Raw genomic sequence first — 16,761 nt, forward strand, 5'->3', positions numbered from 1 at the left:
GCACCCCCGCGCCCCCGGCAGGAGCCGACCACCAGGGGCGCGGGGGACCGCGCGGCCGGCCCGGCGCACCCCGGGCGGGATCCGTCCCGGCACCGGGCCCGGCCCCGGACGGCGTACGCACGGCGAAGGGCGCCCCCGGCCGCGACGGCCAAGGGCGCCCTTTCAGGTCGCGCTGCAGAACTGCTAGTTGTCGCCGTCCTCGTCGATCAGGAAGCCCCGCATCGGCGCGGGAGCCTGCTGCATCGGCTGCGGGGGCTGCGGCCGCACGGCCGCCATCGGCTGGGTCATGCCCGCCGGGGCCATCGCCCCGTTGCCGCCCGCGGAGGCGCCGCCGAAGGACGGGGCACCGGACGAGCCGCCGAAGGAGGAGCCGCCGAAGGACTGGTTCCCGCCGAAGGACGGGTTGGAGCCGAAGGACGGCGCCGGGGAGGACATCGCGCTCGCACCGGCGGGCGCCATCGACGACGCGGCCGGCGGCAGCGAGGCGGTGGCGGGGATCCGCGGCGGGGCGAGGGAGTCGTCCGCCTGCGACTCCAGCTGGCGCAGCTGGGTCTCCAGGTAGGACTTCAGCCGCGTGCGGTACTCGCGCTCGAAGGCGCGCAGGTCCTCGACCTTGCGCTCCAGCGTGGCGCGGGCGGACTCCAGCGAGCCCATCGCGACGCGGTGCTTCTCCTGGGCGTCCCGCTCCAGGGCGTCGGCCTTGGAGCGGGCGTCCCGCTCCAGGCCCTCGGCGCGGCTGCGGGCCTCGCCGACGATCTTGTTGGCCTCGGAGCGGGCCTCGGAGATGGCCTGGTCCGCGGTCTGCTGGGCGAGCGCCAGGACGCGGGCGGCGCTGTCGCCACCGGGGCCCTGCTGCTGCTGCATCGGCTGGCCCATCGGGCCGCCCATCGGCTGGAGCTGCTGCCCGCCCATCGGCTGGAGCTGCTGGCCGCCCATGCCCTGGCCCATCTGCTGCTGCATCGGGTTGCCCATCGGCTGCAGCATCTGGCCGCCCATCGGCTGGACCAGCTGCTGCTGGCCGCCCATGGTCTGGCCCATCTGCTGCTGCTGCATCGGGTTGCCCATCGGGCCGCCCATGCCCTGCTGGTTGCCCATGCCCTGCTGGTTGCCCATGCCCTGCTGCGGGCCGGCGGGCAGCTGCGGGGCGCCGGAGGGCAGGCCCAGCGGCTGGTTGCCCATGCCCTGCTGGTTGCCCATGCCCTGCTGGTTGCCCATGCCCTGCTGCGGGCCGGTGAGCTGCTGCGGCCCGCCGAGCTGCTGCGGACCGGGGCCCTGCTGGCCGGGCACCGGCGGGCCGGATATGGCGGCGGGGACGGGGGCGCCGGGGCGGCCGCCGTCCTGCGGGGCCTGCTGCTCCTTGCGCATGTTGGCCTGGTTCTGCGCGGCGGCACGCGTGGCGGCGGCCAGCTTGGCCCGCAGGTCCTCGTTCTCGCGCAGCAGGCGGGTCAGCTCGGCTTCGACCTCGTCGAGGAAGGCATCGACCTCGTCCTCGTCATAGCCTTCGCGCAGCCGGACGGTCGTGAACTGCTTGTTCCGAACGTCCTCGGGGGTCAATGGCATCTCTTCACCTCAACGTGATCGTCGGACCGGCATCCTGTCGCATCGTTCAGAACGACAGGCGCTGCACGAGCGAGATCAGGACATACACAATGATCATCAGTACGAAGAAGGACAGGTCGAGCGCCACGCCCCCGAGACGCAACGGCGGGATGAAACGCCGAAGAAGCTTGAGTGGCGGATCTGTGACAGTGTACGTGCCCTCCAGCACCACGACCATGGCCTTCCCGGGACGCCATGAACGGGCGAACTGGAACACCCAGTCCATGACGAGTCGGAAGAGCAGGATCAGCAGGAACACGGTCAGCACCCAGTAGAGCACCGAACCGAAGATCCCCATCGCGTCTCCCTCTCCCTGGCCGACGTACGTCAGTGACGCTCTGTCAACAGACCCACACGTGCAGTCGTGGTTCGGGTCAGCTCTGGTTGAAGAACCCACCCTCGGCGATCCGAGCCTTGTCCTCCGCCGTTACATCGACGTTAGCAGGCGACAGCAGGAACACCTTCTGCGTCACGCGCTCGATACTGCCGTGCAGACCGAAGACGAGTCCAGCGGCGAAGTCTACGAGCCGCTTGGCGTCCGTGTCGTCCATCTCGGTCAAATTCATGATCACGGGAGTGCCGCCGCGGAACTGTTCCCCGATGGTGCGGGCCTCGTTGTAGGTCCTCGGGTGCAGCGTGGTGATGCGGTACGGCTCTCGTTCGTTGACGACCTTGGGCATGATCACCGGGGCGCTCTTCTCCAGGTTGCGGTGACGCTCGGATGTGATGGACGACACGGGGGCCATGCGCGGCTGCTCCTGCCGGATCGGGACCGCGGCGGGCACCGGCTGGGGCGCGATGTGGGCCACGGGCGCCGGTTGCGGGGCGGGGGCGGCGGGGGCGGGGGCCGCGGACCGGAGGTCCTCGGTCCGGCCGGTGCGGATCGGCTCCGGGTCCGCGTCGTAGTCGTCGTCGGGGTCGTACCCCTGGCTGTCGTAGGTCTCGTCCTCGACCAGACCGAGATAGACCGCCATCTTGCGCATCGCGCCGGCCATGCTGCTGTCTCCTCCGCTCATGCGCCCACCGTGTCGCCCTGCGGATGCCGTGGTCCTCTTACGACCTGTCAGGCCGACGGTCCGTCAGACCGCGGAGTGTGCGCTCGGATGCGATCCACGGTTTACCAGCAGACTGATCATCTGCTAGGTTCTGTCCTGTTTTGTCCTGCAGTCTGATCTACTTACTCGGTGACGTTACCCGAGGGGTGACCGCACTCCGAGCACCGCCGTACCGACGCGTACATGTGTCGCTCCGGCGGCGATCGCCTGCTCCAAGTCCCCGCTCATCCCTGCCGAGACCATGGTTGCAGCCGGATGGGCCGCGCGTACGTCGCTTGCGATTTCCGCCAGCCGCGCGAAGGCCCGTGCGGGGTCCCCCGCCAGCGGTCCGGCCAGCGGTGCGACCGTCATCACACCGTCCAGCCGCAGCCCGGGCGTGTCGGCGATCCGCCCGGCCAGCGCGAGCACCTCGGCCGGGGCGACGCCCGCCCGGTGCTCCCCCTCCCCCGCCTCCTTGTCCAGGGCGACCTGCACCAGGCAGCCCAGCGGCGGACGCTCCGCGGCGCGGACGGCGGCGGCCAGCGAGTCGACCAGCCGGGCCCGGTCCACCGAGTGCACGACGTCGGAGTAACGGACCACCGAGCGGGCCTTGTTGGTCTGCAGCTGGCCCACGAAGTGCCAGGTCAGCGGGAGTTCGACGCAGCGCTCGGCCTTGGGGGCGGCGTCCTGGTCGCGGTTCTCGGCGACGTCGGTGACGCCGAGCCCGGCGAGCAGCGCGGTGTCCTCGGCCGGGTAGGTCTTGGTCACCACGATCAGGGTGACCTCCTCGCGCGGGCGGCCCGCCGCGGCGCAGGCGTCGGCGATCCGGCGCTCGACCACGTCGAGGTTGGCGCCGAGCTGCTCGTAGCGGGCGCGCTGCCCCTCGGTCAGCGCGGCGGAGAAGTCCGCCCCGCCCGGGAACGGACCGTAGATGTCGTTCGTCATGAGTGTGAGGGCCCCAGCCAGACGTAGCTCGCGAGTCGGCCGGTCCGCTGCTCCCGACGGTAGGAGTAGTGGTCCGGTGATTCGAGGGTGCAGACGGATGATCGCACCACATCCTGCACGCCCGCCTCGGCGAGCTGCGCGGCGACCCCGGCGGGGACGTCCAGCGCGGGGGTGCCCCAGGAGGTCTCGGCGTGCGCGGCCGGGACGAGCGCGGCGACCTCGGCGCGCATCGCCTCCGGCACCTCGTAGCAGCGGCCGCAGACCGCGGGGCCGACGGCGGCGACGGTCCGCTCGGGGCGGGCGCCCAGTTCGCGCATCGCGGCGAGCACCGCGGGGACGACCCCGGCGGCCAGGCCCGGGCGTCCGGCGTGCGCCGCGCCGACCACTCCGGCGGCGGGGTCGGCCAGCAGCACCGGGGTGCAGTCGGCGGTCAGCACGGCGAGGGCGAGCGGACGGTCGGTGACCACCGCGTCGACGGTCGGGGCGGTGCCCGCGGGCTGGCGCCCGGTGACCACCGCGACCTCGGCGCCGTGCACCTGGTTCATCCAGACCACATCGGCCGGATCCAGCCCCAGCTCCCGGGCCGCGAGGAAACGGTTCTGCAAAACGGATTCGGGCGAATCGCCCACCGCGCCGCCGAGGTTGAGCTCCCCGTACGGCGCGGTGCTCACCCCGCCCCACCGGGTGGTGGAGGCGAAGTGAGCACCGTGTCGGGAGAACGCGTCGATCACTTGAGGAAGTCCGGCACGTCGAGCTCCTCCGCGGGGCTCTCGACGTACGGCTGCCGCACCGGCTGCACCTGCGGCGGAACCGGCGGGGCGGTGGCCGTCACCGGGGCCGGGGCCTCGGCGGCGCGCACCGGCTCCTCGGCGCGGGTGACCGAGCCGATCGAGCCGTAGGACGGGCGGGCGGCCGGGCGCTCCGGGGCGGCGGCCGGGGCCGCGGCGGCAGCGGAGGAGGAGGAGGAGGTCGACTTCACCACCGGCTCGCGGACGATGGCGGGCGGCTGGCCGCCGTCGAACCCGGCGGCGATCACGGTGACCCGGACCTCGTCGCCGAGCGCGTCGTCGATGACCGCGCCGAAGATGATGTTCGCCTCGGGGTGGGCGGCCTCGCTGACCAGCTGGGCGGCCTCGTTGATCTCGAACAGGCCGAGGTCGGAGCCGCCGGAGATGGAGAGCAGCACGCCGCGGGCGCCGTCGATGGACGCCTCCAGCAGCGGCGAGGAGATCGCCATCACGGCGGCGGCCTTGGCGCGGTCCTCGCCGCGGGCCGAACCGATGCCCATCAGCGCCGAACCGGCGTCCGACATGACCGACTTGACGTCGGCGAAGTCGAGGTTGATCAGGCCGGGGGTGGTGATCAGGTCGGTGATGCCCTGGACACCGGAGAGCAGCACCTGGTCGGCGGAGCGGAACGCGTCCAGCACCGAGACCTGGCGGTCGGAGATCGACAGCAGCCGGTCGTTCGGGATGACGATCAGGGTGTCGACCTGCTCGCGCAGGCTGGCGATGCCGTCCTCGGCCTGGTTGGCCCGGCGGCGGCCCTCGAAGGTGAACGGGCGGGTGACCACGCCGATGGTCAGGGCGCCGAGCGAGCGGGCGATGTTGGCCACCACGGGCGCGCCGCCGGTGCCGGTGCCGCCGCCCTCTCCGGCCGTCACGAAGACCATGTCGGCCCCCTTGAGGACCTCCTCGATCTCCTCGCGGTGGTCCTCGGCGGCCTTGCGGCCGACCTCGGGGTTGGCGCCGGCGCCGAGGCCGCGGGTGAGTTCGCGGCCGACGTCCAGCTTCACGTCGGCGTCGCTCATCAGCAGCGCCTGGGCGTCGGTGTTGATCGCGATGAACTCGACGCCCTTGAGCCCGACCTCGATCATCCGGTTGATGGCGTTGACTCCGCCGCCGCCGATGCCGACGACCTTGATGACCGCGAGGTAATTCTGGGGTGCTGCCACGTCGGGGCCTCTCGCCTCGAATTTCCGGGTCGGCTCCCCTGGATTGTGAAGGCCGACGGATGTCGATGGGTGGGAAGCACGTGGTTCCAACCCGAACCCTAAACTTGAGGTTGAGGGTTATGGCTGTGCCGGTGTCACCTCGGTGTCGAGCACAGCTCGTTGACACAGGACAGTAGGTCGCAACCGGCGCGTGTTTCAACGAACACGCCGAGCTTCCCTTTTTCTTTTGAGCCTATGTGATCATCGACCCCTCGGTGAAACCGGGGTGACCACCAAGGGTCGGACCGGAGCCGTGGCTCCGTCAATACCGCCCCCGGGCAGAGAACTTACCGGATCAACCCGACACCGCCGGGGCATCCGGCGCACTCACGTCGTAATTCGACGCCTTCTGACCGAGCAGGGCGGTCAGCACCGCGGCCTTGCGCGGGGTCTCCTCCGCGCTCCCCCAGCGGACGGTCGCGCCGGAGGCCAGCTGCAGCCGGATGTCGTCGTAGGAGTAGACCGTGAGCGAACCGGCCTGCTTCGCCACGTCCGGCGGCAGTCCGGCGGCCACCGTGACCGCCGAGCGGACCAGGGTCGGGCGGTCGATCACGGCCACCGCGTCCTGGGCGGGCCGGCTCAGCTGGAGGGCCACCACCGGGACGCCGGGCGGGGGTTCGGGCTCAGTGGCGAATTCCACACCCCGGGCGTCGACCTGGACGAAGCCGCCGCCGTCGCGCTGGATCGCCGCCACCGCGCGCCGCTCGGTCACCTTCACCCGCAGGGTGTGCGGCCAGCCCCGCCAGACCTCCACCGAGGCGACCCGGGGCACCTTCGCCACCTCGGCCCTGGCCTCGTCCAGGTCGACCCGGGCCAGCGGGCCGCTCGCCGTGCCGCCGAGCGCCCGCTCGACGTCCTGCTGGGTCAGCCTGCCGGAGTCCAGGCCCTGGACGGCCACCCCGCGGACGTCCAGCGCGGAGGAGAAGAACACCGTCCAGCCGAGGCCGCCGACCACCAGCGCGCCCAGGGCGACCAGCACCCCGACGCCCCGGCGGGAGAGTCGGAGCCGGGGCGGACGGGCCGTCGCGCCGTCCTCCCCGAGCTCCTCCTCGTACTCCTCGTCAGCCACGGCGGCGGCCGCCGCGGGCGGCCTCGATCGCCTCGTACACCATCTGCACCAGCAGGTCGTCGGCGTCCCGGCGGCCGAACTCGGCGGCCGCGCGCGACATCTCCCACAGCTTGGCCGGGTCGGTGAGCACCGGCAGCACGTTCTTCAGCACCCAGTCCGTGGTCAGCTCGGCGTCGTCGACCAGCAGGCCGCCGCCCGCCTTCACCATCGGCTGGGCGTTCAGCCGCTGCTCGCCGTTGCCGATCGGCAGCGGCACGAACGCGGCGGGCAGGCCGACCGCGGCCAGCTCGGCCACCGTCATCGCACCGGCGCGGCAGAGCATCATGTCGGCCGCCGCGTAGGCCAGGTCCATCCGGTCCAGGTAGGGCAGCGCCCGGTACGGCGGCATGCCGGGGATGTCGTCGATGGTCGGCAGCTCGTTCTTCGGACCGACCGCGTGCAGGATCTGGACGCCGTACTGCTGGAGCCGGGGCGCGATCGCCTGCACCGTCTCGTTCAGGCGGCGGGCGCCCTGCGAGCCGCCGGAGACCAGCAGGGTGGGCAGCCGCTGGTCGAGGCCGAAGTAGTGCCGGGCCTCCGGGCGGACGGTGCCGCGGTCCAGGGTGGCGATGGTGCGGCGCAGCGGGATGCCGATGTACCGGGAGTCGCGCAGCTTGGAGTCGGGGGTGGAGACCGCGACGAAGTCGCTGTAGCGGGCGCCGATCTTGTTGGCCAGGCCGGGACGGGCGTTGGCCTCGTGCACCACGATCGGGACGCCGGCCCGCTTGGCCGCCAGGTAGGCGGGCATCGCCACGTAGCCGCCGAAGCCGACCACCGCGTCCGCGTTGACCCGCTCGATGACCTCCTGGGCGGCGCGCACGGTGCCGCGCAGCCGGCCCGGGACGGTGATCAGTTCCGGGGTGGGCTTGCGGGGCAGCGGGACGGCCGGGATCAGCGCCAGCTCGTAGCCGCGCTCCGGGACCAGCCGGGTCTCCAGTCCGCGCTCGGTGCCGAGGGCGGTGATCCCGATCGACGGGTCGTGCCTGCGCAGCGCGTCCGCGAGCGCCATGGCCGGCTCGATGTGACCGGCGGTCCCGCCGCCGGCGAGTACGACATGCACCGAAATTCACCGCTCCCTGCGCGGCGGCCGGGCGGCCTTGCGCGCTGTGGTTTTCCTACCTGGCAGCACCCGGTCCAGGACTGGCCCGAACCGGGAGTTGGCCCCTTTTCGCCATCTGCGGGGCCGGGCAGCCAGCGCTGCCTTCGCCGCCGGGGAGCTGCGTGCGAAGCACAGCAGCAGCCCGATGGCGCACATGGCCGACAGCATCGCGGAACCGCCGTACGAGAACAGCGGCAGCGGGACGCCCGCGATGGGCAGGAGTCCCAGCGCCGACCCCAGGTTGACCACGGCCTGAGCCATGATCCACGTGGTGGCGGCGCCCGCCGCGTACCGCACGAACGGGTCCGTGGTGCCGAGGGCCACTCGGATACCCGCGTAGCCTAGTGCCGCGAAGAGGGCGAGCACCGACAGCGTCCCCACCAGTCCGAGTTCCTCGCCGGTGGCGGCGAAGATGAAGTCGGTGTGGGCCTCCGGCAGCTGGCCCCACTTCTCCACCCCGGCGCCCAGTCCGGAGCCGAACGGTCCGCCCGCGGCCAGGGCGTACAGGCCGTGCAGGGCCTGGAAGCAGTCCAGGTTGGGGTCGGGCCTGGTGACGCCGACGCAGGCCAGCCGGCCGAGCCGGTGCGGCACCGTGATGATCAGCGCGGTGCAGGCGACCACCGCGATGCCCAGGGTGGCGGCGAACAGCCGCAGCGGGGCGCCGACCATCCAGAGCAGGCCGAACAGCATGGCGATCAGCACCATGGTGGTGCCCATGTCGCCGCCGATCATGATCAGCATCATCAGCACGACGGTGCCCGGCACCAGCGGGATCAGCAGGTGCTTCCACTGGTCGAGCACGTGGGTGCGCTGCTTGCGGGCCAGCAGGTCGGCCGCCCACAGCAGCAGCGCCAGCTTGGCGAACTCGGACGGCTGGATCTGGAAGAAGCCCAGGCTGATCCAGTTCCGGTTGCCGTTGATCCGCACGCCCACGCCGGGGATCGCCACCAGCACCAGCGCGCCCACCACCCCGAACAGCAGCGGGTACGCGGCGGTGCGCAGCGCCCGCACCGGGGCCCGGGTCAGCACCACGGCGATCGCCGCGCCCAGCAGCAGGGCGATCAGCTGCTTGCGGAAGAAGAAGGTCATCGGCAGCCCGTAGTCCACCACCACGCTCTGCGAGGCGGAGAACACCATCACCAGGCCGAGCACCACCAGCAGCAGCGCGGCGCCCAGGATCAGGTAGTACGGCGTCAGCGGCCGGGCCATCAGGTAGCCGAAGCGCTCCCGGGCGGCCCGGAAGCGGGCGAGGGGGCCGGCCGACTTGAAGGTGGTGGTGGTCGCCGAGATCAGCTGGAGGCCCTGCGGCGGCTCCTTCTCCCTGGTCGGCACCACGGGCTCCTCACGGTTCGGGTCACGGACTGGAACGTGCCGGGGGTCCTCCGACGGCGAGGCCGCGCCCGGGCGGCGAACTGCCCGCGGGCGCGACCTCGTGGTGCGTGCTTCAGGGCCGCAGGGCCCGGACGGCGGCGGCGAACAGGTCGCCGCGCTCACCGTAGTTGGTGAACATGTCCATCGACGCGCAGGCCGGTGCCAGCAGGACGGTGTCGCCCTTCTCGGCGGCGGCGGCCGCGGCCGCGACGATCGCGGCCATCGCCCCGGCGCCAGTCTGGCCCGGGGCGGGCTCGAAGACCGGGACTTCCGGGGCGTGTCGCTCCAGCGCCTCGCGGATCAGCTGCCGGTCCTGGCCGATCAGCACGGCGGCCCGCAGCCGGGGCGCCGCGGCGGCGACCAGCTCGTCGAAGGTGGCGCCCTTGGCGAGGCCGCCCGCGATCCACACCACCGGCCGGTACGCGGCCAGCGAGGCGGCGGCGGCGTGCGTGTTGGTGGCCTTGGAGTCGTCGACGTAGGTCACGCCGTCGATCTCGGCGACCTGCGCGATCCGGTGCGCGTCGGGGGTGAAGGCGCGCAGCCCGTCCCGGACGGCCTTGGCGTCCACCCCGTAGGCGCGGGCCAGCGCGGCGGCGGCCAGCGCGTTGGTGACGTTGTGCGGGGCGGGCGGGTTGACGTCGGCGACGGCGCCGAGCTCGGCGGCCGCGTTGGCCCGGTCGGCGACGAACGCCCGGTCGACCAGCAGGCCGTCGACCACGCCGAGGTTGGAGACGGCGGGCGCGTCCAGGCCGAAGCCGACCGCCCGGCAGCCCTCCTCGACGTCGGCCTCTCGGACCAGCGCCTCGGTGGCGGGGTCGGCCAGGTTGTAGACGCAGGCGACCTGGTTGCCCTCGTAGATCCGGCCCTTGTCGGCGGCGTACGCCTCCATCGAGCCGTGCCAGTCGAGGTGGTCGGGGGCGAGGTTGAGCACCGCGCCGGAGTGCACCCGCAGCGAGGGCGCCCAGTGCAGCTGGTAGCTGGAGAGCTCGACGGCCAGCACGTCGTACGGCTCCTCGGCCAGCACGGCGTCCAGCACCGGGACGCCGACGTTGCCGACGGCGGCGGTGCGCTTGCCCGCGGCGGTGAGGATGGAGGCCAGCATCTGGACGGTGGTGGTCTTGCCGTTGGTGCCGGTGACGGCCAGCCAGGGGGCCGGTTCGCCGGTGGCGGGGTGCGGGGTGCGCAGCCGCCAGGCGAGTTCGACGTCGCCCCAGACCGGGACGCCGGCCGCGTCGGCGGCGGCGAACAGCGCGCTGTCGGGGGCCCAGCCGGGCGAGGTGACGACCAGGGCGGTGCCCGGCGGCAGGGTGGCGCCGTCGCCGAGGCGGACGGCGACGCCCAGGTCGGCGAGGGGGGCGGCCTTGGCCGCGTGGCCCGGGCCGTCCCCGCCGTCCACGACGGTGACGTGCGCGCCGAGTCCGTGCAGGACGCGGGCGGCACTGATCCCGGAGAGGCCGAGTCCTGCGACGACGACCGGCAGTCCGGCCCACTCCGGGTTGTTCACTTGGTCACCCATCCCGCGTAGAAGAGTCCGAGTCCGACGGCGACGCACAGGCCCTGGATGATCCAGAACCGGACCACGATCAGGACTTCGCTCCAGCCCTTGAGCTCGAAGTGGTGCTGCAGCGGCGCCATCTTGAAAACGCGCTTGCCGGTCATCCGGAACGAGCCGACCTGGATGATCACCGAAAGGGTGATGATCACGAACAGGCCGCCGAGGACGGCGAGCAGCAGCTCGGTGCGGGAGACGATGGCGAGGCCGGCCAGCGCGCCGCCGAGGGCGAGCGAGCCGGTGTCGCCCATGAAGATCTTCGCGGGCGAGGTGTTCCACCACAGGAAGCCGAAGCAGGAGCCCATCAGCGCGGCGGCGACCACCGCGAGGTCCAGCGGGTCGCGGACCTCGTAGCAGGACGCGGTGGCCTTGATCGCGTAGGCGCAGTTCTGGCTGTGCTCCCACAGGCCGATGAAGGTGTACGCGCCGAAGACCATCACCGAGGCGCCGGTGGCCAGGCCGTCCAGGCCGTCCGTCAGGTTCACGCCGTTGGACATCGCGGCGATCAGGAAGTACGCCCAGATGACGAACAGCACCGGGCCGATGGCCCAATTGAAGTCCTGCACGAAGGACAGCCGGTCGGAGGCCGGGGTCAGGCCGCGGCTGTCGCTGAACTGCATCGCCAGGATGGCGAAGGCGAGGGCGACGAAGGACTGGCCGAGCAGCTTCGCCTTGGCCCGCAGGCCCAGCGAGCGGCGCTTGACCACCTTGATGTAGTCGTCCAGGAAGCCGACCAGGCCCAGGCCCGCGGTCAGGAACAGCACCAACAGGCCGGAGGCGGTGGGCAATTCGCCCGTTATCGCCTTGGTCGCGAAGTAGGCGATCAGGGTGGCCAGGATGAAGGCGATGCCGCCCATCGTGGGCGTGCCCTTCTTGCTGTGGTGCGCCTTGGGGCCGTCGTCGCGGATGTACTGGCCGTAGCCGTGCCGGGCGAGCACCTTGATCAGCGCCGGGGTGCCGAGCAGGGTCAGCACCAGGCCGATCATGCCGGAGAAGAGGATCTGCTTCACTTCGCGGCACCGTCCGCGAGCAGCGCCTCGGCGACCTTCTCCAGGCCCACCGAACGGGAAGCCTTCACCAGGACCACGTCCCCCGGCCGCACCTGACTGCGCAGCAGCTCGATCGCCGCGTCCGCGTCGGACACCAGCACCGACTCCTCACCCCACGAACCTTCGTTCCTCGCGCCCAGTTCCATCCGGGCCGCCTCGCGTCCGCCGACCGCCACCAGCTTGGTGATGTCGAGCCGCACCGCGAGCCGTCCGATGGTGTCGTGCTCGTCGAGGCTGTCCTCGCCGAGCTCCCGCATCTCACCGAGCACCGCCCAGGTGCGGCGGCGCTCCGGGCCGGTGCCCGCCATCGTCGCGAGGGCCCGCAGCGCCGCCCGCATGGACTCCGGGTTGGCGTTGTAGGCGTCGTTGACGACGGTGAGGCCATCGGCCCGGTCGACCACCTCCATGCGCCAGCGGGACAGCGCACCCGCCTCGCTGAGTGCTTCGGCGACGCGGTCGACGGGCATCCCGAGCTCCACCGCCACCGCAGCGGCGGCGAGGGCGTTCGAGACGTGGTGCTCACCGTACAGGCGCAGCTGCACGGGTGCGGAACCGGCCGGGGTGCTGAGCGTGAACTGTGGCCGTCCGGTGGCGTCCAGGCGAACTTCCGTGGCGCGGACGTGCGCGTCCGGGGATTCGCCGAACAGCACGACCTTCGCCCTGGTACGGCTGCTCATCGCGCGCACCAGCGGGTCGTCGGCGTTGAGGACGGCGACGCCGTCGGCCGAAAGGGCCTCCACCATCTCGCCCTTGGCCTCGGCGATGGCCTCGCGGGAGCCGAACTCGCCGAGGTGGGCGGTGCCGATGTTGAGGACGAGCCCGACGGTGGGCGGGGTGATGCCGGTCAGGTACTCGATGTCGCCCTTGTGCCGGGCGCCCATCTCCATCACCAGGTGACGGGTGGTCGGGGCGATCCGCAGCGCGGTCAGCGGGTGGCCGATCTCGTTGTTGTGCGAACCGGCCGGGAAGACCGTCTCGCCGTGCTTGGAGAGCAGTTGGCCGATCAGGTCCTTGGTGGAGGTCTTGCCGGCCGAGCCGGTCAGGCCGACGATCCGCACGTCGGCGGAGCGGGCCACCACGGCGCGGGCGAGCCGACCGAGGGCGACCACCACGTCGTCGACCAGGATCGCGGGCACGCCGACGGGCCGGGTGGCGAGCACCGCGACCGCGCCGTCGGCGACGGCCCTCGCCGCGAAGTCGTGGCCGTCGACGCGCTCGCCGAGCACGCACACGAACAGCCCGCCGGGCTCGATCCGCCGGTTGTCGGTGACCACCGCGCCGGTGATCGACGCCTGCGGGTCCGCACCGTCCAGGGTGCCGCCGACGGCCTGCGCGGCCTCGGCCAGGGTCAGGCTGATCACCGGTCCACCTCCATGAGCTGCTGCTCGATCGCGGTCCGCAGGACCTGTCGGTCGTCGAACGGGCGGACCTCGCCCTTCACGTACTGGCCCAGTTCGTGGCCCTTGCCCGCCACCAGCACGGTGTCCCCGCTGTGCGCGCGGGCCACGGCCAGGGCGATCGCCTCGCTCCGGTCGGGGACGGCGAGCACCTCGCCGCGCTCCTCCTCGGACACCTCGGCGGCGCCGGTGAGCATGGTGGCGAGGATCGCCAGCGCGTCCTCGGAGCGCGGGTTGTCGCTGGTGAGGACGGCGGTGTCGGCGAGCCGGGCGGCGATCGCGCCCATCGGGGCGCGCTTGTACGGGTCGCGGTCGCCGCCGCAGCCGACGACGACGTGCAGGCGGCCCTTGGTGACCTCGCGCAGCGAGGCGAGGACGGAGCTGAGCGCGTCCGGCTTGTGGGCGTAGTCGACCACGGCGACGTAGGCCTGGCCCGCCTCGACCTTCTCCATCCGGCCGGGCACGCCGGGGACGGCGGCCACCCCGGCCACCGCGGCGTCCAGGTCGACGCCCGCGGTGACCAGCACGGTGATCGCGCCGAGCGCGTTGGAGACGTTGAACGGGCCCGGCAGCGGCACCGAGGCGTCGGCCTGCTCGCCGTTCGGGCCGACCACCCGGAACGTCGATCCGGCCGGGCCGGGCCGGACGTCGACGGCGCGCCAGTCGGCGGCCGGGTCGCCGGAGGCGGAGAAGGTGGTCATCGGGATCCGGGCCTCGCCCGCCAGCCGGCGGCCGTAGGAGTCGTCCCGGTTGGCGACGCCGTGGCGGGACTTGCCGGGCTCGAACAGCCGGGCCTTGGCCCGGTAGTAGTCCTCCATGTCGGGGTGGAAGTCGAGGTGCTCCGGCGTCAGGTTGTTGAACAGCGCGACGTCGTAGACCACGCCGTCGGTGCGGCCGTACACCAGCGCGTGGCTGGAGACCTCCATCACCACGGCCTCCGCCCCGGCCTCGCGCATCACGCCGAGCACGGCGTGCAGTTCGGTGGCCTCGGGGGTGGTGCGCTCGGACTTGACCCGCTCCTCGCCGACCCGCATCTCGACGGTGCCGATCACCCCGGCCAGCCGGCCGGCCTCGCGCAGGCCGCCCTCGACCAGGTAGGAGGTGGTGGTCTTGCCGTTGGTGCCGGTCAGGCCGATCATCAGCATGCCCTCGCTGGGCGCACCGTAGACCGCGGCGGCCAGCGGGCCCATCACCTCGCGCGGGCTGTCCACCACCAGCAGCGGGAGGCCCGCGGCGGCGGCCGGTTCGGCCCCGGCGGCGTCGGTGAGCACCGCGACCGCACCGGAGGCGGCCGCCGCGGCGGCGAACGCCGCGCCGTGGTGGTTGGCGCCGGGGAAGGCCACGTACACGTCGCCGGGCCGCACCGCCCGGGAGTCGTGGGTGACGCCGGTGACCTCGGGGCCCTCGACGGGGGCCAGGCCGAGCAGCCGGGCCGCCTCGGCGAGGGGCAGCGCCGCGGTGCGGCGGGGGCGGGGCGGGCTCGCGGGGGTTTGATCGGGTTTCGGCACGGCCGGAAGGCTATCGGCCCCGCGCCCCCCGGGGCCAAACCGGGCCTGCTCCGTGACGCTGCTCACAGGGCGCTGGGCGCGCCGGGGGGTGTCGCTCATCTCAGGGTTTCCAGTCGACGGGCAGGTTCGGCGCCTCGCTGCCGCTCGGCGGGACCTGGAGGGTCTTGAGGGTGAACTCCATCACCTGCTTGAAGACGGGCCCGCACAGCTGCCCGCCGAAGTGCCCGTTGACCGGGTCCTGGATGACGCAGGAGACCGTCACCCGGGGCCGGTCGGCCGGTGCGAAGCCGATGAAGGAGGCGGTGTACCCGGAGTACTTGCCGGTCTTCGGGTCCACCCGGTTCGCGGTGCCGGTCTTGCCGGCCACCCGGTAGCCCGGGATCTTCGCGGTGTTGCCGGTGCCCTGCTCGTCGGTGACGACGGACTCCAGCATCTCGGTCAGCGTCTTCGCGGTCTGCTCCGAGACCACCCGGTTCTGCGCCCCGGCGGGGGCGGGGGCGTACTTCCCGTCCGGCCCGGTGGTCCCGGCCAGCAGGCTGGGGGCGACCCGCACGCCGCCGTTGGCGATGGTGGAGAACACCGAGGTGGCCTGCAGGGCGTTCACCGACAGGCCCTGGCCGAACGGGATGGTGTACTGCTGCGAGCCGTTCCACTCCTCGGGCTTCGCCAGGATGCCGCGGGTCTCGCCGGGGAAGCCCAGGCCGCTGGGCTTGCCGATGCCGAACCGGTCCAGGTAGTCCGCCAGCACCTTGTTGGACTCGGCCTGGGTGGCGCCCAGGTGCTCGGCGGCCTCGATGGTGCCGATGTTGGAGGACTTGGCCAGCACGCCCGCCAGGGTCAGGTACCAGGTCTCGTGGTCCACGTCGTCGTGGAACACCCGGTCGGCCCGCTGCAGCGTGTTGGGCACCTCCACGTGGGTGTCCCAGTTGGCCTTGCCGGTGTCCAGCACCGCCGCCATGGTCATCAGCTTCGCGGTCGAGCCGGGCTCGTACGCGTCCTGCAGGGCGGCGTTGCCGAGCTGGTCGGCGCGGGCCGAGGCCAGGTCGTTCGGGTCGAAGCCGGGCGAGGTGGCCATCGCCAGCACCTGGCCGGTCCGCACGTCCTGGACGATCACGTAGCCCTTCTCCGCCCCGGCGTTGGCGACCTGGTCGGTGATGGCGCGCTGCGCGGCCCACTGGACGTCCGGGTCCACGGTCAGCCGCAGGTCGGTGCCGGGCACCGGGTCCTGCCGGGCGCCGCCCGCGGTGGCGACCCGGCGGCCGGCCGACGCGGCGTACGTGGAGTGGCCGTCCTGCCCGGCCAGTTGCTGCTGGTACTGGAGTTCCAGGCCGCCAGTGCCGACGCCCTGCGCGTTGACGAAGCCGACCAGGTTGGCGGCCAGCCCGCCCGCCGGGTAGCTGCGCCGGGTCGACTGGTCCCAGAACGCCCCGGCCAGCGGGTTCACGCAGGCCGCGTCCAGGAACTGGCGGCCGCCCTTGGCGGCGGGCTTGTCGAGCAGCAGGCGCTGGCCGCGGCAGGCCGCGGTGTCGACCTGCTTGGTCAGCGAGGCCTTCAGGTCGGCGATCTGGTTCTTGGTCTCCGGGGACTGCCGGGCCATCAGCAGCGCGTACTGGCTCTTCGGGTTCTTGCTGTTCGGGTGCAGCTTCCCGGCCAGCTCCTCCTTCGGCAGCCCGAGGATCGGCGCCAGCAGCGCCGCGGCCTGCTCCGGTGCGTCCGGCAGGTGGGTGAACTCCGGGGTGAACATGGTCGGGTCGGCGGTGATGTCGTACGCGTCGACCGAGGTGGCCAGCACGGTGCCGTCCGCGGCGGTGATCGAGCCGCGCTCGGCGGGCAGCGACACCCGCACGTACTTGTTGGCGCCAGCGGCGGCGGCCAGCGCGTCGGAGTCCAGCAGCTGCAGCTGCACCAGCCGCCCCGCGAAGACCGCGAACACCAGCAGCAGACAGACCGTCACCAGCCGCAGCCGGCGCCGCGGGTCGGCCAGCTTGATGGTCCGCGGGCCGGACGGGGCGGGGCGGGGCGGCGGCGCCGGGCGGCGGGCCGGGCGGGCGCTCGGGCGCGGCGGCGCGACCTCCCGGTGCCCGGCGGACGCGCGCGGCCGGGCCG

At 72.9% G+C, this 16,761-nt stretch carries 14 protein-coding genes; all 14 read right to left on the reverse strand.

Annotation, left to right across the window (positions count from 1 at the left end; genetic code table 11):
* Positions 1-183: 183 nt before the first annotated feature.
* Complete coding sequence (locus OO57_RS30795; RefSeq protein ID WP_033256013.1) at positions 184-1,560, reverse strand: DivIVA domain-containing protein; 1,377 nt, start codon at positions 1,558-1,560, stop codon at positions 184-186.
* Positions 1,561-1,606: 46 nt separating this feature from the next.
* Entirely contained in the window at positions 1,607-1,897 is a 291-nt protein-coding gene (locus OO57_RS30800) for a YggT family protein (RefSeq protein ID WP_033256014.1), read from the reverse strand.
* Between the two features lie 76 nt (positions 1,898-1,973).
* On the reverse strand, positions 1,974-2,594 hold the full coding sequence (locus OO57_RS30805; RefSeq protein WP_033256015.1) for a cell division protein SepF: 621 nt from the start codon (positions 2,592-2,594) through the stop codon (positions 1,974-1,976).
* A gap of 195 nt (positions 2,595-2,789) precedes the next feature.
* Positions 2,790-3,578, reverse strand: a complete 789-nt coding sequence (locus OO57_RS30810) for a YggS family pyridoxal phosphate-dependent enzyme (protein ID WP_234337582.1) — start codon at positions 3,576-3,578, stop codon at positions 2,790-2,792.
* Positions 3,575-4,309 (reverse strand): peptidoglycan editing factor PgeF, encoded by a 735-nt coding sequence (gene pgeF / locus OO57_RS30815; protein WP_033256016.1) that lies wholly within the window; start codon positions 4,307-4,309, stop codon positions 3,575-3,577. The genes OO57_RS30810 and pgeF overlap by 4 nt, the downstream gene beginning before the upstream one ends.
* Entirely contained in the window at positions 4,306-5,532 is a 1,227-nt protein-coding gene (gene ftsZ, locus OO57_RS30820) for a cell division protein FtsZ (protein WP_033256017.1), read from the reverse strand. The genes pgeF and ftsZ overlap by 4 nt, the downstream gene beginning before the upstream one ends.
* Positions 5,533-5,866: 334 nt before the next feature.
* Positions 5,867-6,640 (reverse strand): cell division protein FtsQ/DivIB, encoded by a 774-nt coding sequence (locus OO57_RS30825; protein ID WP_051778461.1) that lies wholly within the window; start codon positions 6,638-6,640, stop codon positions 5,867-5,869.
* Positions 6,633-7,739 (reverse strand): undecaprenyldiphospho-muramoylpentapeptide beta-N-acetylglucosaminyltransferase, encoded by a 1,107-nt coding sequence (gene murG / locus OO57_RS30830; protein WP_033256018.1) that lies wholly within the window; start codon positions 7,737-7,739, stop codon positions 6,633-6,635. Before murG ends, OO57_RS30825 begins: the two co-directional genes overlap by 8 nt.
* A 6-nt stretch (positions 7,740-7,745) precedes the next feature.
* Complete coding sequence (ftsW, locus tag OO57_RS30835; protein ID WP_033256019.1) at positions 7,746-9,113, reverse strand: putative lipid II flippase FtsW; 1,368 nt, start codon at positions 9,111-9,113, stop codon at positions 7,746-7,748.
* Between the two features lie 109 nt (positions 9,114-9,222).
* Positions 9,223-10,665 (reverse strand): UDP-N-acetylmuramoyl-L-alanine--D-glutamate ligase, encoded by a 1,443-nt coding sequence (gene murD / locus OO57_RS30840; protein WP_033256020.1) that lies wholly within the window; start codon positions 10,663-10,665, stop codon positions 9,223-9,225.
* The gene (gene mraY, locus OO57_RS30845; RefSeq protein ID WP_033256021.1) at positions 10,650-11,711 is read right to left on the reverse strand and encodes a phospho-N-acetylmuramoyl-pentapeptide-transferase; all 1,062 of its coding nucleotides are present in this window, start codon (positions 11,709-11,711) and stop codon (positions 10,650-10,652) included. Before mraY ends, murD begins: the two co-directional genes overlap by 16 nt.
* The gene (locus OO57_RS30850) at positions 11,708-13,111 is read right to left on the reverse strand and encodes a UDP-N-acetylmuramoyl-tripeptide--D-alanyl-D-alanine ligase (RefSeq protein WP_033256022.1); all 1,404 of its coding nucleotides are present in this window, start codon (positions 13,109-13,111) and stop codon (positions 11,708-11,710) included. Before OO57_RS30850 ends, mraY begins: the two co-directional genes overlap by 4 nt.
* A complete protein-coding gene (locus OO57_RS30855; RefSeq protein WP_418909927.1) occupies positions 13,108-14,754 on the reverse strand; it encodes a UDP-N-acetylmuramoyl-L-alanyl-D-glutamate--2,6-diaminopimelate ligase in 1,647 nt (548 codons plus the stop codon). The genes OO57_RS30850 and OO57_RS30855 overlap by 4 nt, the downstream gene beginning before the upstream one ends.
* Before the next feature lies 1 nt (position 14,755).
* The coding region (locus tag OO57_RS30860) for a peptidoglycan D,D-transpeptidase FtsI family protein (protein WP_033256024.1) at positions 14,756-16,761 on the reverse strand (2,006 nt) is incomplete at its 5' end.

The organism is Kitasatospora phosalacinea (assembly GCF_000717185.1).
Lineage (GTDB): Bacteria > Actinomycetota > Actinomycetes > Streptomycetales > Streptomycetaceae > Kitasatospora > Kitasatospora phosalacinea_A.